Origin of the sequence: Janibacter sp. A1S7, assembly GCF_037198315.1 — a bacterium.
Lineage (GTDB): Bacteria > Actinomycetota > Actinomycetes > Actinomycetales > Dermatophilaceae > Janibacter > Janibacter alittae.
Genome location: NZ_CP144913.1, coordinates 2,040,376 through 2,059,937, shown reverse-complemented (window position 1 = coordinate 2,059,937; position 19,562 = coordinate 2,040,376). Strand labels below are relative to the sequence as shown.

The window sequence follows — 19,562 nt, the reverse complement described above, 5'->3', positions numbered from 1 at the left end:
GTCCCTGTCCCGTGCCCCGGTGAGACACTGGGCCGCGTCATGACCACCCTGACCCAGCCCACGAGCCCGACCCGGCACGACGCCCCGACCGCCGGCGAGCGCGTGCTGCCCCCCCTTCGCATCGGTCGGCACGTCATCGACTCGCCCGTGGTCCTCGCCCCGATGGCGGGGATCACCAACCGGGCCTTTCGACGGTTGTGCCGCGAGGCGGGCGACGCGGGCCTGGCCGCGAGTGGGGCCACGGGGGCGAACAGCCTCTACGTCAACGAGATGGTCACCTCCCGCGCCCTGGTGGAGCGCACCCCGGAGACGATGCGCCTGATCGAGCACGACCCGGACGAGAGTCCGCGCAGCGTGCAGCTCTACAGCGTCGACCCGGCGACCACGGCCCGGGCGGTGCGCATGCTCGTGGCCGAGGACCGGGCCGACCACATCGACCTCAACTTCGGCTGCCCGGTCCCCAAGGTCACCCGCAAGGGTGGGGGAGCGGCGTTGCCCTGGAAGCGCGACCTCTTCCGCGCGATCGTCTCCGCGGCGGCCACCGAGGGGGCGAAGGGGGACGTCCCCGTCACCGTCAAGATGCGTGTCGGCATCGACGAGGAGCACCACACCTACCTCGAGGCCGCCACGGCCGCCGTGGAGGAGGGGGTCGCGGCCGTCGCGCTGCACGCCCGGACCGCGAGCCAGGCCTACTCCGGCACCGCCGACTGGTCGAGGATCCGCCTGCTCAAGGAGACCATCACCTCCGTGCCGGTCCTGGGCAACGGCGACATCTGGTCCGCCGAGGACGCGGTCAGGATGGTCGAGGAGACCGGCGTCGACGGCGTCGTCGTCGGCCGCGGGTGCCTGGGACGGCCCTGGCTCTTCGCGGACCTCGCAGCGGCACTCAACGGCACGCAGGTGCGCATCCGCCCCTCGCTCGGCGAGGTCACCGCGACCCTGCGTCGGCACGCGGAGCTGCTCACCGACTTCTACGCGGGCGACGAGCTGCGTGCCTGCCGCGACATCCGCAAGCACATCGCGTGGTACCTCAAGGGGTTCCCGGCCGGCTCCACCGTACGCAACCGGCTGGCGCTCGTCGACTCCCTCGCGGCGCTGGACGACCTCATCGCCACCCTCGACCCCGACACCCCGTGGCCGGGGGAGGCCGCCGAGGGGCAGCGCGGCCGCGCGGGCTCCTCGCGCGTGGTCGCCCTCCCGGAGAACTGGCTCGCCAGCCGTGAGCTCGACGCCGACCAGCGGGAGCAGGTCGCCCAGGCGGAGCGGTCCGTCGTCGACGGCGGCTGAGGTCTGTCGGGACTGCCCGCGGGGGACTAGGGTCAGGCACCACACCCGCACTCATCTGGAGGGCACCATGGGATTCCTCGACACGCTCCTCGGCAGGAGCAGACAGCTGAAGGACAAGGCCGGCCAGTACGCCTCCGAGCACGGCGACACGATCGGCCAGGGCCTCGACAAGGCGGAGGAGGCAGCCAACAAGGCCACCAAGGGCCGCTTCGAGGGTCAGCTCGACAAGGCCAAGGGCGCGGCCAAGGACGGCGTCGACAAGCTCGGTGAGCAGGGTGGGTCTGCCGATCCTGGCCCATCAGGCGGCGCTGCTCCTCCCCCTCCATCGCCGAGCGGACCGCCTCCCGGGGGCCGGAGCGGCTGACCGGGGCTACTCCACGACGACCAGGAGGTCGCCCCCTTCGACCTGCGTGCGTGCACCGATCGCCAGCCGACGGACGGTGCCGGCCCGTGGGGTGGTGATCGAGGCCTCCATCTTCATCGCCTCGATCGTCGCGACGGTGTCCCCGGCCTCGACCTGGGCGTCCTCCTCGACCTGCAGGGTGACCACCCCGGCGAAGGGGGCCGGCACCTGACCGTCGTCGTCCGGGTCGGCCTTCTCCGCCGCGACGACCTCGGCCTCGACGGACCGGTCGCGCACCTGGACGGGACGCAGCTGGCCGTTGACCGTGCCCATGACGGTGCGCATCCCGTGCTCGTCGGGCTCGCTGACCGTGGAGATGCCCAGCGTCAGGGTCTTGCCCGGTTCGATCTCGACGTCGTGGTCCGCGCCGTGCTCGAGGCCGTGCAGGAAGATGCCGGTGTCGAGCACGGAGGTGTCACCGAAGGTCTCCCGCGCCTGACGCATCTCCTGCGTGGGGCCGGGGAAGAGCAGCTCGTTGAGCATCTCCCGGGGGCTCTCCCGCAGCGCCTGCTCCTGGTCGTCGGTGAGGTCGACGAAGGGCGGGTCCACCTTCCGGCCCTCGAGGGCCTTGGTCCGGAAGGGCTCCGGCCATCCGCCGGGCGGGTCACCGAGGTCACCGCGCAGGAAGCCGATGACCGAGTCGGGGATGTCGAAGCGCGAGGGCTCGGCCTCGAAGTCCGCCGGGTCGGCGCCCGCGCCCACGAGGGCGAGGGCGAGGTCTCCGACGACCTTGCTGCTCGGGGTCACCTTGACGATGTTGCCGAGCATGGAGTTGGCCGCGGCGTACATGTCCTCGATCTCCTCGAAGCGCTCCCCGAGACCCAGGGCGATCGCCTGCTGGCGCAGGTTCGACAGCTGCCCGCCGGGGATCTCGTGGCGGTAGACACGTCCGGTCGGCGAGGAGAGCCCGGACTCGAAGGGGGCGTACGTGCGTCGCACCGCTTCCCAGTAGGGCTCGAGCGCGAAGACGTTCCGGATGTCCAGACCGGTCGGCCGCTCGGTCCCGTCGGTCCCGGCGACGAGGGCCGACAACGACGGCTGTGAGGTCGTCCCGGCCATGGTCGCGCTGGCGGCGTCCACGGCGTCCACCCCGGCGTCGATGGCCGCCAGGAGGGTGCCGATCTGGCCGCCGGCCGTGTCGTGCGTGTGCAGGTGCACCGGGAGATCGAAGCGACTGCGTAGCGCGCGCACCAGCGTTCCTGCTGCGGGGGCGCGCAGCAGACCGGCCATGTCCTTGATCGCCAGGACGTGGGCGCCGGTCTCGACGATCTGCTCGGCCAGTCGCAGGTAGTAGTCGAGCGTGTAGAGCCTCTCGCCCGGGTCGAGCAGGTCGCCGGTGTAGCACAGGGCGACCTCGGCGACGGCGGTGTCGGTCGCCAGCACGGACTCGACCGCCGGGCGCATCTGGCTGACGTCGTTGAGCGAGTCGAAGATGCGGAAGATGGACAGCCCGCTACGGGCCGCCTCTGCCACGAAGGCATCGGTCACGGTCGTCGGGTAGGGCGTGTAGCCGACGGTGTTGCGACCGCGCAGGAGCATCTGCAGGGGGACGTTGGGCATCGCCTCGTGCAGGACGTCCAGCCGCTCCCACGGGTCCTCGTGCAGGAAGCGCAGGGCGACATCGTACGTCGCCCCGCCCCATGCCTCGACCGACAACAGCTGTGGGGTCAGCCGGGCGACGTGTTCGGCGACCGTGACGAGATCGCGCGTGCGCACGCGCGTCGCGAGCAGCGACTGGTGGGCGTCTCGGAAGGTGGTGTCCGTGACCGCGACGTCGGTGCGTGAGCGCAGGTCGGCCGCGAAGCCGGCCGGGCCCAGCCGGCGGAGCCGGTCGGCGCTGCCCTCGGGCAGGTCACCGGCGGGCAGGGCGGGCAACTTCTCCCCCGGTCGCAGGTCGGTGGTGCGCGGGCCGTGCGGCTGGTTGACGGTGACATCGGCGAGGTAGGTCAGCAACCTGGTGGCGCGGTCCTTGCCGCTGGGTGCATCGAGCAGGTGGGGGCGTTCGTCGATGAAGCTCGTGGTGGCCCCACCGGCCCGGAAGGTGGGGTCGGACAGGACGGCGTCGAGGAACGGAAGATTCGTCGCGACCCCGCGCACGCGGAACTCCGCGAGCGCCCGGCGGGCGCGGCGCACGGCCAGGGGGAAGGTCGCGGCCCGGCAGGTCAGCTTGACGAGCATCGAGTCGAAGTGGGCGCTGACCTCCGCGCCGACGAAGGTCGTCCCGCCGTCCAGACGCACCCCGGACCCGCCGGCCGAACGATACGCCGAGATCGTCCCCGAGTCGGGACGGAAGCCGTTGGCGGGGTCCTCGGTGGTGATCCGGCACTGGAGCGCGAATCCGCGCGTGCGGATGTCCTCCTGCCGCAGGCCCATGTCGGCGAACGTCGCGCCGGCCGCGATCTGCATCTGCGCGACGACCAGGTCGCGCTCGGTCACCTCCTCGGTGACCGTGTGCTCGACCTGGATGCGTGGGTTCATCTCGATGAAGACGTACCGTCCGTCCTCGCCGAGTAGGAACTCCACGGTGCCCGCGTTGACGTAGTCGATGGACTTGGCGAAGCGCACGGCGTCGGTGCACATCCGCTCGCGCAGGTCCGGATCGAGGTTCGGGGCGGGGGCGATCTCGACGACCTTCTGGTGGCGGCGCTGCACGGAGCAGTCCCGCTCCCAGAAGTGGATCACCTCGCCGCTGGCGTCGCCGAGCACCTGGACCTCGATGTGCCGCGGATCGACCACGGCCTCCTCGAGGTAGAGCGTGGGGTCGCCGAAGGCCGACTCCGCCTCACGCTGGGCGGCTTCCAGGGCATCACGCAGGTCCTCACGCCGCTCGACGCGGCGCATGCCTCGCCCACCGCCACCGCTGACGGCCTTGACGAAGACGGGGAAGCCGATCCGCTCGGCCGCCGACTCGAGAGCGTCGAGGTCCCTCGTCGCCTCGGCACCCTCCAGCGTCGGCAGGCCGGCCGCCTCGGCAGCGGCGATGGCACGCGCCTTGTTGCCGGTCAGCTCGAGCACCTCGGCCGGGGGGCCGATGAAGGTGATTCCGTGGCGGGCGCACTCCTCGGCCAGCGCAGGGTTCTCCGAGAGGAACCCGTACCCCGGGTAGATCGCGTCCACCTCGGCCTCCCGGGCCACCCGCACGATGTCCTCATGGTCCAGGTAGGCGCGGACGGGGTGGCCCTCCTCGCCGATGAGGTAGGCCTCGTCCGCCTTCATCCGGTGCTCGGAGGTGCGGTCCTCCGTGGGGTAGACGGCGACGGTGGTCGCATCGAGCTCGGTGGCCGCACGAAAGGCGCGGATGGCGATCTCGCCTCGGTTGGCGACGAGGATCTTGCGGAACACGGGTACCTCCGAGGGTGTGGCGGCAGTCACCTGCGAGGCTACTGGCGAACCAGCCTGCCGCGGGGGCCGGTTCCGCGGAGGGAGATGACGGCGACCAGGGGGACCGGCCGGAGCGCCGTAGGCTCACGCACGTGAGCAGCCAGAGCGATCGTGAGCGGTGGGTCTCCGAGGACCCGGTGCACAAGCGCGCCGATCGGGACGACTTCGCACGTGATCGCGGGCGGCTGATCCACTCCGCTGCCCTGCGACGGTTGTCGGCCAAGACCCAGGTGCTCGGACCGGGCAGCAACGACTTCGTGCGCAACCGCCTCACGCACAGCCTGGAGGTGGCGCAGATCGGCCGCGAGTTCGGCGGGGCGCTCGGGTGCGCCGCCGACGTCGTGGAGGTGGCCGCTCTCGCGCACGACCTGGGGCATCCGCCCTTCGGTCACAACGGCGAGAGTGCCCTCAACTCGATCGCCGCCGACATCGGGGGTTTCGAGGGCAACGCGCAGACGCTGCGGATCCTCACCCGTCTGGAGCCCAAGCGCGTCCACGCCGACGGCCGGCCGGCCGGTCTCAACCTCACTCGGGCCAGTCTCGATGCGGCGACCAAGTACCCGTGGCGCCGGGGACTGGGCCCGGCCCCGACCCCGAAGTTCGGGGTCTACGAGGACGACCTCCTCGTCTTCGCGTGGCTGCGCTCGGGCGGTCCGGGCACCGACAGCTTCGTGCGCTGCCTCGAGGCCGACGTCATGGACTGGTCCGACGACGTCGCCTACAGCGTCCACGACGTCGAGGACGCGATCGCCTCGGGCCGGCTCGACCTGCGACAGCTGCGCGACGCCCACGACACCGACGCCGTGCTCGACGTCGCCGCCAGTCACTTCGCCGCCGACCTGGGCCGTGACGCCATGGGCGAGGGGCTGGAGCGGCTGCTCGCGACCGGAGCGGTCCCGCAGTCCTACGACGGGTCCAGGCAGGCGCTCGCCGGGTTGAAGGACATGACCTCACGGATCATCGGGCGCTTCGTGCACGCGGCGGAGACCGCGACCCGGTCGGTGCACGGGCCAGGAGACCTCGGCCGCTACGATGCCCGGCTCGTGGTGCCGGACGACTCCCTGGCGGAGGTCGCGGTGCTCAAGGCGGTCGCGGCCCACTTCGTCATGTTCTCCGGGGAGCGGGACGAAGAGTATGCCCATCAGCGCCACGTCGTGGCCGACCTGGCGCAGTGGTTCGCGGCGGACCCCGAGCAGCGGCTCGACCCCGACCTGCGGCACGACCTGGCGGGCGCTCAGGGCGAGGACGCCCGGCTGCGGGTGGTGATCGACCAGGTCGCCGGCCTGACCGACCTGCGGGCTCTGGAGCTGCATGGCGCCCACTGCCGTTGAGGTCCCGCGCCCGTGGATGGTCCCGGGGCCGGACCCGGGGTGCTGGTCCTAGACTCGGGGACAGAAGTGAATCGACCTGGGAACGAGGTGAATGGTGGCGGGCCGGATCCGAGCCGAGGACGTGCAGTCCGTCAAGGAACGCTCCTCGATCACCGACATCGTCCGGGACCACGTCTCGTTGCGCCCCGCCGGGATCGGGTCGATGAAGGGCCTGTGCCCCTTCCACGACGAGAAGACCCCGAGTTTCACCGTCCGTGAGGCCGTCGGCGCCTACCACTGCTTCGGCTGCGGCGAGGGCGGCGACGTCATCTCCTTCGTGCAGAAGCTGGACCACCTCACCTTCGCGGAGGCCGTCGAGCGCCTCGCCGCGAAGCTGGGGATGGAGCTGCGCTACGAGGAAGGGGGTGGCCCCCGTGACGGGGTCGGGCTCGGCAGGCGCACCCGCCTGTTGGAGGCACACCGTGCCGCGGCGGAGTTCTACCACCAGCGACTGCTGGAGTCCCCGGAAGCACGGATCGGTCGGGACTTCCTGCGCGAGCGCGGATTCCACAGCCCGGAGGCGAAGCTCTTCGGGGTCGGCTACGCGCCCCGCGGCGGGGAGGAGCTCGCCCGCTACCTGCGCGGCAAGGGCTTCACGGCCGAGGAGCTGACGGTCGGCGGACTGTGCGGGAGTGGTTCGCGCGGCCTCTACGACCGCTTCCGGGGTCGCCTCGTGTGGCCGATCCGCGACATCACCGGCGAGACGGTCGGCTTCGGCGCGCGCCGGTTGTACGACAACGACCGGATCGCTGCCAAGTACCTCAACACCACCGAGACGCCGATCTACAAGAAGTCGAGCGTCCTCTACGGACTCGATCTGGCGAAGAAGTCGATCACCAAGGACCGACGGGCCGTCGTCGTCGAGGGGTACACCGACGTCATGGCGGCACACCTGTCCGGTGTCGAGGGGGCGGTCGCCACGTGCGGCACCGCCTTCGGGATCGACCACATCAAGGTCCTGCGTCGGATCATGCGGGACGAGGCCGACCTCGCACCCGCCCGGGTGGTGTTCACCTTCGATGGTGACGCCGCCGGGCAGAAGGCCGCGATGAAGGCCTACTCCGAGGACCAGCGCTGGGCCAGCCAGAGCTTCGTCGCGGTCGCCAAGGAGGGCATGGACCCGTGCGACCTGCGACTGCGGGAGGGCGAGTCCGCGGTGCGCGAGCTGGTGGCCGACGCGGTGCCGATGTTCGAGTTCGCGGTGCGCACGACGCTGGCGCGCTTCGACCTGTCCACCGCCGAGGGGCGGGTTCGCGGTATGTCGGCGGTCGCGCCGATCATCAACAGCATCCGTGACTCCTCGCTGCGACCGGAGTACGTGCGCACGGTCGCCGGCTGGGTCGGCGTCGAGGTCGAGCAGATGCGTGACCAGGTGGCCCGGGCCGGACGGATCCGGGCCAAGGAGGAGGCGAAGGGGGAGACCCGCGCCAACCCCGAGACACCGGAGCCCACCGCGGACGACGCGGGGAGCGGGGTGCCGGTACCCGATCTGCGTGACCCGATCGTTCGCGCCGAGCGCCAGCTCCTCCAGGCGATGCTCCAGCACCCCTCGCTGTTCACCTCCCAGGACCTGGATGCCGTCGAGCCGGAGGGTTTCTCCGCACCGGCGCACCAGGCGGTCTTCGCCGCCGTGCGTACGGTCGGTCCGCTGCGGGAGGGGGAGACGCTCGGGGCCTGGCACGGGCGCATCGACGAGGCGACGCCGTTGGCGGTCGCCTCACTGGTCGCCGAGCTGTCGGTCGCCCCCCTTCCTGTCCTGCACGACCAGTCGACCGGCCTGCCTCCGGCGAGCTACACCCGATCCCTGCTCGTCCGTGTGCGCGAGGTGGCGGTCGGCCGTCGGATCTCGGACGCGATGTCGCGGATGCGACGCATGGCTGCGGATCCGGCCACCGACCAGCAGAGCCTGCGTGAGCTCTCGCTGTCCCTGCAATCGCTGGAGCGTCAACGTGCCGCGCTGCGTGAGGAGATCATCTGATGGGTTGGTTGAAGGTCCTGAAGAACAAGGCGGTCGCCGTCCCCTCCGACGTCGAACTCCAGTCGGGGGAGCGGGTGCTCGCGACGGCTGCGACGGATGACGGGACGCTCGTGATCACCTCACGGCGGCTCATCGCTCCCGGTGCGGGCGCTGCCGGGGGCAAGCCGTGGCACCTCGTGGACAGCGGTCGGTGGGAGCCGGAGGGGTCGGTGCTCGTGGTCTCGTGGGTCGACGGAAGCACCGGGGGGCAGTGGCACCTCACCGACCCGGGTGGTGTCCCCGATGCCTTCCACGAGCGAGTCAACGCGTCCGTGCTCCTCGTCGAGCACGTGCGCCTGGATCGGTCGCGGCGGGCGCGCGTGGTGCTGCGCAAGGACCTCACGACCGACGCGGTGCTCGCCCAGACGATCGTCGCGCGTGGTTGCGACCCCGACGACGCGGAGCTCGTCGCGGTGACCGAGCAGGTCGCCGCTCGCCTGGCGGAGCAGGTGGGGCAGGAACCCTGAGTCCTGGTTTCGACACAGGCCCCCTTCTTGCTATGGTGGCGCAGCGCTTCGGCGCGATCCCCTGTAGCTCAATTGGCAGAGCATTCGGCTGTTAACCGGAGGGTTGTTGGTTCGAGTCCAACCGGGGGAGCGGATCGCCCCGTGACGTCGGCACACGCGGACGTCACGGGGCATTCTCTTGTCCGGGCACGCTGCAGCCCCTCACGAGCGCAGATGTGACGCACACCACGATGCGTGCGACCAGCCCCACAGCAGAGGCTCTCCCGGACTGATCGGGAGACGTCCACCACGGGTGTCAGTTCACAGTTCGGTCACCCATCCGTCATAATCGGGGGATGCACCTCGTTCGCAAGTGGCCGTATACGGTTGCGGTGAGCGTGTCCCTCCTCGTCGGGATCGCCTCGGTCATCGGCAGCCAAGTCCTCGGGATCCCGTTGAAGGACCCCGAGGGCTTCCTTGGTCCTGCCTACGTCCGTCTGCCGCTGTTGGGGCTGATGCTCTCCGGAGTCGGCGTGCTCATCGCGGCCACGCGCAGACGTGGTTGGCGCAGCATCCCGCTCGGTGTGACCGAGGTGATCAAGCACGAGTGGAGCCTGCGCCGCGCCCTCTACATCATGACCGGTCTGGTGACGTTCTACGTCAGTTACGTGGGCTACCGGAACCTCAAGAACGTCCTCCCGCTCTATCGGGACGGCACGCTCTACGACCGGGGCCTGCTGCAGACCGACCGGTGGTTCTTCCTCGGCCACGACCCCGCCACGGTTCTGCACGCGGTCCTCGGCACCGATGTCACGGCGATGTTGCTCTCCTTCGTCTACCTCTCGTACATGCCGCTGGTGCCGATCAGCCTCGGTGTCTTCCTCGTGCTCAGCCGGGATGTGCGGGTGGGCGCCTGGTACGCGACCACCCTGTCCCTGAACTGGGTTTTCGGCGTGGTCAGCTACTACATCATCCCGGCCGTCGGCCCGATCTACTCTCGCCCCGACCTGTACACCGACCTGCCCGTCACGGGCGTCAGTTCTCTGCAGCAGGCCCTGCTGGACAATCGGCTGGAGTTCCTGACGAGCCCGCTCACCAGTGACGCGATCCACGGAGTCGCGGCCTTCGCCTCGCTCCACGTGTCGGTGACCTTTGCGGCCGCTCTCTTCCTCCACAAGACCGCACAGAACGCCATGGTGCGCACGGCTGCATGGGTCTTCTTCGCCCTGACCTTCCTGGCGACGCTCTACTTCGGCTGGCACTACGTGCTGGACAACGTCGGTGGCATGCTCATCGGCTGGGGTTCGCTGGCCATCAGTGCCTGGGCGACCGGCTGCACCAAGGAGCACCTGAAGAAGGTGCGTGAAGAGTCCGTGCTGGATCTCCCGCAGGAGAAGGAGCTCGCCTCGATGACCGGTGGAGCCATCTGAGTCCGGTTCACGGCCCACCCTGATCGCGGTCAACGACGTGACCACATCCGCGCCTGATCCGATCCCCACACAACGGCGACCGTTTGCCCTATGCTGAGCGTTTGCTGAGAACCATGCCTTCATCGTCCGGCGCTGCTTCCGCATCGTCACGAGGATGACGAAGCCACGCGAACGGGGATGCCATCATGGACATGCACGCGACCATCGGGAGGATCGGCGGCATCGTGCTGGCCGCCACCCTTGTGACAGGGTGCTCGACGATTGCCGACAAGGCGGGGGAGAAGGTCGCCGAGAAGGGGATGGAAGCCGCTGGGGGTGGAGACGTCGACATCGACAGCGACGATGACGGCAAGGTCACCATCGAGTCGGACGAGGGGTCCTTGGAGGTCGGTGGTGACGAGCTCCCCGCGGGTTTCCCCGACGAGGTGCCGCTGCCGGATGACTTCGAGGTGCAGGCGTCCATGTCGATGGGCAGTGACGACGACCAGTCGTTCACCGTGCACTTCAGCAGCCCGGACGCCGACGTCAAGCAGACCCATGACGACCTGAAGGCCCGCGCCGAGGCCGCTGGCTTCGAGATCCTGTCGACCAACTCGATGGGCGGGGACGACTTCGAGTTGCGCTCTTTCACCATGAGCAACGACGACTGGAACGCCAATGTCGCGGTGAGCGCAGATGCCGACGCGACCGCGGTCAACTACACCGTCATGACGCCCGATGAGGACCAGTGATCTGACCGGCTCCGCTCCTCCCACGGGTTCTCGACGATGACGCAGGACGGTTCCATCGGTGGCTCCGTCCCCCAACTCGCGATCGACCTCACGGCCTATCGCGAGGCGGTCGATGCGTTGGTCACGGACGTGGGCGCCGGGGGCCTCGAGGTACAGCGGCACCGGGTGACGCAGCTCCTCGACCGGAGCCGGGTCGCTCCGGAAATCGCCCGGGCGCTCGAGTTCGCGCCCGGTGGAGCCGGCCGTGCCATGGACTCGATGAGTCGTGAGATCACCGACTACCAGCCGAACGCCCGGAGCGCCGCGGACGACCTGCCGTCCCTGGTCCGGATCCTCCTGCTGGCCCAGATCGATGCCATCTGGTGGGGACACGTGCCGGCCTACCGCACGACGGAGACGGTGGACTCGACCACTGAACTCGTCGACGTGCGCAGCGGCAGGAACGGTCGGGCCCCGGTGCGGTGCCGCGTGCAACCCAGGACCCGCACGCACCGGCTGGCCCGAGCCGTCGAACGCCGCATCGTGCCGGATCGCACACCGCGCACTGCTGGGGTCGTGAGCCCGCGGACACGCCCGGAGGTAAACACGTTGCTCGGCGAGATCTCCGCCGACTTCCACCGGATCGTGCCCTCCGGGACCCCGCCGCTGTGGGTGACCAGCATGACGCGCAGCATCGAGCACCAGCAGCATCTGCGGTCGCTGGGGTACTCGGCGGTCCTGCCGAGTGCACACTGCACGGGGCACGCCGTCGACCTCGAGATGCGGTGGTTCGAGCGCTTCGGTGTCGGCGACGTGCTCGCCGAGGTGCTGTGGGCCCACCAGGACGAGGGCCGGGTCAATGTCATCAACGAGGGGCAGGCCTGGCACGTGTGCATCAGTCCCGACGCACTGGCAGGGTTGCGCACGCACGGCGCGACCGGGACCGAGGACTGAGCCATGGGCGGCTTCGCTGCCATCATCGGACCGAACGCAGATCGTGCCCGCTTCGACCTGATGCGGCAGTCCGTCGCCGGCCGTGGAGAGGTCGAGGAGACCGCCGAGGCCGCGGGTGTGCTCGTGAGTACGCGGACCAGCGACCGTGGCCAGGAGGACACCACGAGTACGTGGCAGTCGAGGGACGGTGAGTGGATCGTGTGTCTCGACGGGACGGTCTACAACGGTGCCGAGCTCGCCGTCGAGCTCCGTGAGGAGGGACACCCCCTTCGGTGCGGAAACAGCCTCGACGTCCTCGTGGCGGCTGTCCTCCGCTGGGGCGAGACCGCCGTCGCCCGGCTGCGGGGGGACTTCGCCTTCGCGGTCATCGAGGTCGGCACGGGTCGGACCTACCTGGGTCGGGATCCCGTGGGCGTCCGGTCGCTCTACTGGGCGTGGGCCGACGGTTGCCTCCACGTCGGCTCGGAGGTGAAGGCACTGGTCCCCACAGGCACCTCGATCCACGAGGTCCCGCCGGGAAACCACGCCTGGGCTGCGCCCGGGTCCACTCCGGAGGCGAAGCCGTACGTCGACCTCTTTCGCTCCGTGGACACGACGCCGGTCACCGACACCCACCGGGCCTGCACCCTGGTGCGCGCGGCGCTCGAGGAGAGCGTCCTGGCGCGGTGCCGCACACAGGTCCCCGTGGGAGTGGTCCTCTCCGGTGGCCTCGACTCGTCGCTCGTCCTGGCCCTGCTGCGCAGGAGCCACCCGGACTGCGTGGCGTTCACGATCGGCAGCCCGGACAGCGAGGACGTCCGGTACGCGCGACGGCTGACCGCCGACCTCGGGGTACGACACGAGGTGATCGATGTGCCTCCGGAGCGGATCAGCCGCCACGATGTGCGTCGGGCGATCCGGATGTCGGAGTGCACGGAGTACGGCGACGTCATCAACGCCGTCGTCTCGGTCCCGTTGTTCGCGCGGATGCGGGAGGCCGGCGTCGACATCGCCCTCGCGGGGGACGGCTCGGACGAGCTCTTCGGTGGGTACGCCATGTACGACCAGGTGCCACCGGAAGCGGCGCGGCGACTCTTCGAGCACAAGATCCGCAACCTGTCCCGGACCGAGCTGCAGCGCGTCGACCGCACCGGCATGGGGCAAGGGGTCGAGGTACGCATGCCCTTCCTCGACCCCACCCTGATCAGGGCGGCCATGCGCGTTCCGATGGAGCTCAAGGTTCGCGATGGTCGGGAGAAGTGGATCCTCAGGCACGCCTTCGCCGACCTGCTGCCCGACTACGTCCTCAACCGGCCGAAGAACCCCATGTCGCACTCATCCGGCCTGCACGAGCGGGCCCGACTCCACAAGCCGTGGTTCGCGCGTCACTACCGCAAGGCAGGGTACGAAGCGCTGGGGCCACTGCGTCGTGACTTCTCCGTGGTGCTCGGGCAGGAGGGTCACGACCTGGACCGAGCCCTCGCGGCGATCTCGGCCCGTCCCGACCACACGGCGGCCGAGCACGGCAGAGATCTGCTGGGTGCCGTGCGATGGAACGCCGTCAGTGCAGCACGCGCCGCCCGGCGTGGCGCTCGGGCACGCACGTCGCGAAGCGGGTGACCGACTGCGTGCGGTGGGGCGACCGGGGCTTGAACCCGGGACCGACGGATTATGAGTCCGGTGCTCTGACCGACTGAGCTACCGCCCCGAGGCCCTGCAGGGCCCGCGACAGCCTACAACGTCGGCCCACCGCGGCACGGACCGAACATCACGGTGGGTCCGCCGGCAGCCCGTCCTGCCCGATCTTCTCCCGCACCTGACGCTTGATCCGCGCGAGCATGCCGGCCATGCCGCGCAGCCGCAGCGGCGAGACGGCCTCGCGCAACCCCAGCTGTTCGGAGACGTCCATCGGCACGGCGAGCAGTTCGGCAGCGCTGAGCCCGTCGAGCCCCTCGTGCAGGATGCCCGCGAAACCACGGGTCGTCGGCGCCTGCGGCGGAGCGGAGAAGTGCAGGTGCACCACGGCGCTCCCGTCGGTGCCGTCGACCTCGGTGACCAGGAAGATCGGTGACTGGCACTCCGGTACCGGCTCGAGCAGCTCGGGGTGCTCGGTGTAGCGCGTCGGCAGGGCCGGCAGCTCGTCGCTGAACTCCAGCAGCAGCTGCAGGCGGTCGGGGATCTCGAGGTCGTTGAAGTCCTCGATCACCTGGGCCAGGGCCGCCGGCAGGGCCGGCCCATCGGGTGCTGGTTCCGCGCTCATCGCTGCGGGACCTCCCCGGGCTCCGGACCCGTGACGATGGGGGCCCGCACGAGGTTGCCCCACTCCGTCCAGGAGCCGTCGTAGTTGCGCACGTCGGGAAAGCCCAACAGGTGCTTGAGCGCGAACCAGGTGTGCGACGAGCGCTCGCCGATGCGGCAGTACGCCACGACCGGTTCGCTCGGGTCGAGGCGCTGCTCGGTGAGGTAGATCTGCTCGAGCTCGGCGCGTGAGCGGAACGTGCCGTCATCGTTCGCGGCTCTCGCCCAGGGCACGGACACCGCCCCGGGGATGTGCCCGCCGCGCAGTGCACCCTCCTGCGGATAGTCGGGCATGTGGGTGCGCTCGCCGGTGTACTCGGGCTCCGAGCGCACGTCGACCAGCTGCCCGCCGAGGAAGTCGAGCACATCCGGTCGGTAGGCACGCTCGAGCGAGTCGTCCCGCTCGACGACCGGGTAGTCGCTGGGCGTCGGATTCGGCACGGCGCGCGTCATGTCCCGACCTTCGGCGTCCCACAGCGCGCGTCCACCGTCGAGCAGCCGCACGTCCTCGTGACCGAAGAGGGTGAACACCCACAGCGCATAGGCGGCCCACCAGTTCGACTTGTCGCCGTAGACGACGATCGTCGTGTCGCGCGCGATCCCCGTGGCGCTCATGAGCCGGGAGAAGGCCTCTCCATCGATGTAGTCGCGGGTGACCGGGTCGTTGAGATCCAGGTGCCAGTCGATCTTCACGGCCCCCGGGATGTGACCCACCTCGTAGAGCAACACGTCCTCGTCGGACTCCACGACCACGAGTCCTTCGCTGCCCAGGTGGCGTTCCAACCAAGACGTGCTCACCAGCCGGTGTGGGTGGGCGTAGTCGGTGAAGCGTGCATCGTCGTCGAAGGGCAGGGCCATCGGTCAACCTCCAGCTGGGAAACTCCGGTCCTCATCGTCTCATCCTCCGCGGACCGACACGGCGCCGATGCAGGCACGGGAGGGCCCTGCCGGTCCGTGATGCGGGTGTGACGACCGTGAGGGCTGGTGCTCTTGTGATCCGTGGGGCACAATGGCGACACAAGCACTTCGGTGCACATATTGCTCGAGCAGCACACCGCGACACGCGTCGCAGCCGTTCGATCCAGAGTGTCTGGCGTTGGGGAAGACGTCCATCGCACTCAAGGAGGATCAGGATGTCTGCAGGAAAGCGCATCAGTACCCGCGGCGTGGTGTTCATCCACAGTACCCCCACGGCCCTGTGTCCCCACATCACGTGGGCCCTCGAGTCCGTGTTGGACCAAGCTGTGGCCCTCGACTGGATCGAGCAGCCGCTCGGCCGGTCACTCAAGCGTGCCGAGTTCTCCTGGACGGGAGACCCCGGCACGGGAGCGACTCTGGCCTCCGCGCTGCGCGGCTGGGAGGGCGTTCGCTACGAGGTGACCGAGGAGCCCACCCCGGGCCTGGACGGCTCCCGTTGGAGCCACACCCCGACCCTGGGCATTCACCACGCGACGATCTCCGCCTCCGGTGACGTGGTCCTCCACGAGAACCGACTGCGCGAGGTCATCACGCTCGCCCAGGGGGCCGGCGACGCCGTCGAGGACATGATCGGTGAGCTCCTGGGTGAGGCCTGGGATGCCGAGCTGGAACCCTTCCGCCACGCCGGCGACGGCGCCCCCGTGCGGTGGTTGCACAAGGTGGGCTAGGAACCACCGCCCCATGACGAAGGGGGCTGCGCTTCCTCCTTGGCGCAGCCCCCTTCGTCATGTCCGGACCATCAGGACGTGGGCACGATGTGCTCCCACGGCTTGGACAGCCGAAACCGGCGGCCGGTGACCTCCACCGCAACGATCCGCACGACGCTGTCCTTGTCCCCGGCGACCCAGGGGCGCAGCGGGACCTGCTCCGCCCGCTGGGCGTCGGTCTCCCCGAGAACCTCGGCGCGGCCCCGCACGACAACGGACCACGCATCCTCCGAGCCCAGCTCGTCGATCTCCAGCGCCACCGGCTCGTGCATGACGGCGCTGAGCAACTTGTTACCCTGCGCGGTCCGGAAGAGCAGCGCGTCACCGTCGACGGCGTAGTTGATCGGCGTGATGTGCACGTCGCCCAGCAGGCGGTAGGCGAGCCGGCCGAACTCGTGCTCACGCAGCGCCTGCCAGCACTCCCCGGCGGACATCGTGCGGGGCGGGGTGTCGTTCACAGCAACCTCCACGAAGACGGTGCCGGTGGATTGCCCGGCACCGCGAGGCTACCGCGATCACAACGGGATGTTGCCGTGCTCCCCACGTCGGGCGGGCGCCTCGGCCAGTGCGGTGGCGACGGCCGAGCGGGTTCGGGTGGGCTCGACGATCTCGTCGACGACCCCGATCTCGACGGCACGCGGCAGGCCCCCGGAGAGACGCTCGTGCTCGTCGGCGAGCTCCTGCTCGACGGCGGCGCGCTCCGACTCGTCGACCTCCGCCAGCCGTCGGCGGTGCAGGATGCGGATCGCAGCCACCGAACCCATGACGGCGACCTGCGCGTCCGGCCAGGCGAAGACCTTCGTGGCGCCCAGGGAGCGCGAGTTCATCGCGATGTACGCACCGCCGTAGGTCTTGCGCGTCACGACACTCACGCGCGGCACGACGGCCTCCGCGAAGGCGTGCAGCAACTTGGCACCGCGGCGCACGACGCCGTCCCACTCCTGGCCGACGCCCGGGAGGTACCCGGGGACGTCGACGAGGACGACGAGCGGCACCCCGAAGGCATCGCACATCCGCACGAAGCGTGCCGCCTTCTCCGCGGACGAGGAGTCCAGGCACCCACCCAGGCGCATGGGGTTGTTGGCGACGACACCGACGGTGCGGCCACCGAGGCGGCCGAGCGTGGTGACGATGTTGGGTGCCCACCGCGCGTGCAGCTCCTGCACCGGGCCCGTGTCGAGCAGCATCTCGATGAGAGGGTGCACGTCGTAGGCGCGCTTGGTCGACTCGGGCAGCTGCTCGGCGAGATCAACATCGGCGACGTCGCCGAGCCGGAAGGCACCTTGGTCGGACAGCAGCTCGCACAGCACACCCGCGCGGGTGTAGGCGTCGTCGATGGACTCGGCGAGCACGTGGACGACACCGGAGCGCCGTCCGTGGGGCTCGGGACCGCCGAGGCGAAGGGCGTCGACGTCCTCGCCGGTGACCGAGCGGACGACGTCCGGTCCGGTGACGAAGATCCGTCCCTCCGGGGCGAGGATGACGATGTCGGTCAGCGCCGGCCCGTAGGCGGCGCCACCGGCGGCAGCACCGATGACCACGGAGATCTGCGGGATCCTGCCCGAGGCCCGGGTCATGATGGCGAAGACCTCACCGACGGCGTGCAGGGAGACCACGCCCTCGGGCAGGCGGGCACCGCCGGAGTGCCACAGCCCGACGACCGGGACACCGTCGGCCAGGGCGCGCTCGTAGGCGGCGACGACGACCTTGCAGCCGGCGACACCCATCGCGCCGCCCATGACGGTGGCGTCGCTGGAGAAGGCGACGACGGGCTGGCCGTCGACGGTGCCCGTCGCAGCGAGCATGCCGGAGTCGTCGTCGGGGGTGATCAGCACGAGGGAGTCGTCGTCGAGGAAGCCGGCCAGACGATGGTTCGGGTTGCGGGGGTCCTCCTCGCGGGGGACCTTGACCTTCTTCGAGACGCTCGCCGAGGCGGCGTTGGGCTGGCGCGCCATCAGTAGCTCCCGAAGGCGAGGGCGACGTTGTGCCCGCCGAAGCCGAAGGAGTTGTCGAGGACGAGCAGGTCGCCCTCGGGGAGGTCGCGAGGGGTGTCGCGCACGACGTCGAGGTCGACGGCCGGGTCGAGGTTCTCGATGTTGATCGTCGGTGGGGCCTTGCGGTCCCGAATCGACTGCGCGGCGAAGACCGCTTCCAGCGCGCCGGCGGCACCGAGCAGGTGGCCGGTCATCGACTTGGTGCCGCTGACGGCCATGTGGTCCGCATCCGCGCCGAACGCCCGCCGGATGGCCGCGACCTCGGCGACGTCACCCACGGGGGTGGAGGTGGCGTGCGCGTTGATGTGGCTGAGGTCCTTCGGGTTCGCCCCGGCATCACGGACGGCATCGGCCATGGCTCGTGAGGCTCCGGCGCCCTCGGGTTCGGGGGCGGCGATGTGGTGCGAGTCGGCGCTGACGCCGGCTCCGGCGAGGGTGGCGATGATGGTCGCCCCGCGGGCCTTCGCGTGCTCCTCGGACTCCAGCACGAGGATCGCGCCACCCTCGCCCAGGAGGAAGCCGTCCCGATCGGTGTCGTAGGGGCGTGAGGCGGTCTCGGGGGAGTCGTTGCGGGTGGACAGCGCCTGCATCTGGGTGAACCCGGCGATCGGCAGGGGGTGGACCGACGCCTCGGAGCCTCCGGCGATGACGACATCGGCCAGGCCCTCGCGGATGAGGTGCAGCCCGTAGGCGATGGACTCCGCGCCGGAGGAGCAGGCGGAGACGAGGGTGTGCGCGCCGGCGCGGGCACCGAACTCCAGGGAGACGGTTCCTGCGGCGCTGTTGGGCATGAGCATCGGGATGGACAGCGGGTAGACGCGTCGGGCTCCCTTGGTGCGCAGGGACTCCCACGCGGCCAGCAGGGTCTGCACGCCTCCGATGCCCGTGCCGACGGAGCTGGCGAGGCGCTCGGGCTCGACCTCGGGGGCGCCGGCGTCGGCCCAGGCCTCCCGGGCGGCGACGAGCGCGTACTGGGCGAAGGGGTCGAGGCGCTTCGTCTCGACCTTCTTCAGTACCTCGGTGACGGGGGTGGCCAGCTGCGCGGCGAAGGTCACCGGGAGCTGGTAGTCCTCGACCCACGAGGCGTCGAGCGGGCCGGCGCCCGACCGGCCGGCGAGAGCGGCCTGCCAGGTCTCCTCGGCGGTGCCGCCGAGCGGGGTGGTCGCGCCAAGACCGGTGACGACGACGGTGGGCCGGGGAGAGGTCATGTGGACTCCTGTTGCTGCGGGGTGGGAAGAGGGGTGGTTCCCCCCTTCGATGATGACGAAGGGGGGAGGTCACCGGCCTCAGGCGGCCTGGTTGGCCTTGATGTAGTTGACGGCGTCACCGACGGTCTTGAGGTTCTTGACCTCCTCGTCGGGGATCTTGGCCCCGAACTTCTCCTCGGCGGTGACGGCGATGGTCATCATCGACAGCGAGTCGACGTCGAGGTCGTCGGTGAAGGTCTTGTCCGCGGTGACCTCGGACGCGTCGACTCCCGTCTCCTCCGAGACGATGTCGGCGAGGCCTGCGAGGATGTCCTGCTCGGTGTGGGCCATGTGGGTACTCCTTGTGTCGGGGTGTTGCGGGGTGTGGGTGGTCCGAGATCCCGTCGGACCGACGGGTGAA

At 70.2% G+C, this 19,562-nt stretch carries 17 protein-coding genes and 2 tRNA genes; 11 read left to right on the top strand and 8 right to left on the bottom strand.

Translation table 11 applies throughout. The annotated features are described in order from the left end of the window. Positions 1–39: 39 nt before the first annotated feature. Both dusB and V1351_RS09845 read left to right on the top strand, forming a co-directional pair. Complete coding sequence (dusB, locus tag V1351_RS09850) at positions 40–1,287, top strand: tRNA dihydrouridine synthase DusB (RefSeq protein WP_338747971.1); 1,248 nt, start codon at positions 40–42, stop codon at positions 1,285–1,287. Between the two features lie 67 nt (positions 1,288–1,354). After that, the gene (locus V1351_RS09845) at positions 1,355–1,651 is read left to right on the top strand and encodes an antitoxin (protein WP_338747970.1); all 297 of its coding nucleotides are present in this window, start codon (positions 1,355–1,357) and stop codon (positions 1,649–1,651) included. 6 nt (positions 1,652–1,657) lie between these two features. Here the strand turns inward: V1351_RS09845 and V1351_RS09840 are convergent, their stop codons facing one another. Further along, positions 1,658–5,032: a pyruvate carboxylase gene (locus V1351_RS09840; protein WP_338747969.1), complete on the bottom strand. Its 3,375-nt coding sequence runs from the start codon at positions 5,030–5,032 to the stop codon at positions 1,658–1,660. Between the two features lie 131 nt (positions 5,033–5,163). Between V1351_RS09840 and V1351_RS09835 the strand changes: the two genes are divergently transcribed. From V1351_RS09835 to V1351_RS09800, 8 genes are all read left to right on the top strand, one after another. After that, entirely contained in the window at positions 5,164–6,402 is a 1,239-nt protein-coding gene (locus V1351_RS09835; protein WP_338747968.1) for a deoxyguanosinetriphosphate triphosphohydrolase, read from the top strand. Positions 6,403–6,496: 94 nt separating this feature from the next. Further along, positions 6,497–8,419 (top strand): DNA primase, encoded by a 1,923-nt coding sequence (gene dnaG / locus V1351_RS09830; RefSeq protein WP_338752510.1) that lies wholly within the window; start codon positions 6,497–6,499, stop codon positions 8,417–8,419. Further along, positions 8,419–8,925 (top strand): hypothetical protein, encoded by a 507-nt coding sequence (locus tag V1351_RS09825; protein ID WP_338747967.1) that lies wholly within the window; start codon positions 8,419–8,421, stop codon positions 8,923–8,925. Before dnaG ends, V1351_RS09825 begins: the two co-directional genes overlap by 1 nt. Positions 8,926–8,982: 57 nt before the next feature. Then, positions 8,983–9,055, top strand: a tRNA-Asn gene (locus V1351_RS09820). A gap of 241 nt (positions 9,056–9,296) precedes the next feature. Further along, positions 9,297–10,334 carry a phosphatase PAP2 family protein gene (locus tag V1351_RS09815; protein WP_338747966.1) on the top strand — a complete coding sequence of 346 codons (1,038 nt, stop codon included), beginning with the start codon at positions 9,297–9,299 and terminating at the stop codon, positions 10,332–10,334. Positions 10,335–10,519: 185 nt separating this feature from the next. Next, on the top strand, positions 10,520–11,065 hold the full coding sequence (locus tag V1351_RS09810; RefSeq protein ID WP_338747965.1) for a hypothetical protein: 546 nt from the start codon (positions 10,520–10,522) through the stop codon (positions 11,063–11,065). A 36-nt stretch (positions 11,066–11,101) separates the two neighbouring features. Then, a complete protein-coding gene (locus tag V1351_RS09805) occupies positions 11,102–11,998 on the top strand; it encodes a DUF5715 family protein (protein WP_338747964.1) in 897 nt (298 codons plus the stop codon). A gap of 3 nt (positions 11,999–12,001) precedes the next feature. Next, positions 12,002–13,597 (top strand): asparagine synthetase B family protein, encoded by a 1,596-nt coding sequence (locus V1351_RS09800; RefSeq protein WP_338747963.1) that lies wholly within the window; start codon positions 12,002–12,004, stop codon positions 13,595–13,597. 14 nt (positions 13,598–13,611) lie between these two features. Here the strand turns inward: V1351_RS09800 and V1351_RS09795 are convergent. From V1351_RS09795 to V1351_RS09785, 3 genes are all read right to left on the bottom strand, one after another. Beyond that, positions 13,612–13,685: transfer RNA gene (locus V1351_RS09795), tRNA-Ile, on the bottom strand. Between the two features lie 60 nt (positions 13,686–13,745). After that, a complete protein-coding gene (locus V1351_RS09790; protein WP_338747962.1) occupies positions 13,746–14,237 on the bottom strand; it encodes a SufE family protein in 492 nt (163 codons plus the stop codon). Beyond that, complete coding sequence (locus V1351_RS09785; protein ID WP_338747961.1) at positions 14,234–15,133, bottom strand: sulfurtransferase; 900 nt, start codon at positions 15,131–15,133, stop codon at positions 14,234–14,236. Before V1351_RS09785 ends, V1351_RS09790 begins: the two co-directional genes overlap by 4 nt. Before the next feature lie 275 nt (positions 15,134–15,408). Here V1351_RS09785 and V1351_RS09780 point away from each other — a divergent pair, with 275 nt between their 5' ends. Further along, entirely contained in the window at positions 15,409–15,921 is a 513-nt protein-coding gene (locus V1351_RS09780; RefSeq protein ID WP_338747960.1) for a DUF3145 domain-containing protein, read from the top strand. A gap of 71 nt (positions 15,922–15,992) precedes the next feature. On the opposite strand, the gene V1351_RS09775 is transcribed toward V1351_RS09780, so the two are convergent. The 4 genes from V1351_RS09775 to V1351_RS09760 form a co-directional block, all read right to left on the bottom strand. Further along, positions 15,993–16,418 (bottom strand): pyridoxamine 5'-phosphate oxidase family protein, encoded by a 426-nt coding sequence (locus V1351_RS09775; RefSeq protein WP_338747959.1) that lies wholly within the window; start codon positions 16,416–16,418, stop codon positions 15,993–15,995. Between the two features lie 57 nt (positions 16,419–16,475). Continuing rightward, positions 16,476–17,915: an acyl-CoA carboxylase subunit beta gene (locus V1351_RS09770; protein ID WP_338747958.1), complete on the bottom strand. Its 1,440-nt coding sequence runs from the start codon at positions 17,913–17,915 to the stop codon at positions 16,476–16,478. After that, complete coding sequence (fabF, locus tag V1351_RS09765; protein WP_338747957.1) at positions 17,915–19,162, bottom strand: beta-ketoacyl-ACP synthase II; 1,248 nt, start codon at positions 19,160–19,162, stop codon at positions 17,915–17,917. The genes V1351_RS09770 and fabF overlap by 1 nt, the downstream gene beginning before the upstream one ends. Before the next feature lie 78 nt (positions 19,163–19,240). Next, positions 19,241–19,492: an acyl carrier protein gene (locus tag V1351_RS09760; protein WP_185992152.1), complete on the bottom strand. Its 252-nt coding sequence runs from the start codon at positions 19,490–19,492 to the stop codon at positions 19,241–19,243. Between the last annotated feature and the right edge of the window lie 70 nt (positions 19,493–19,562).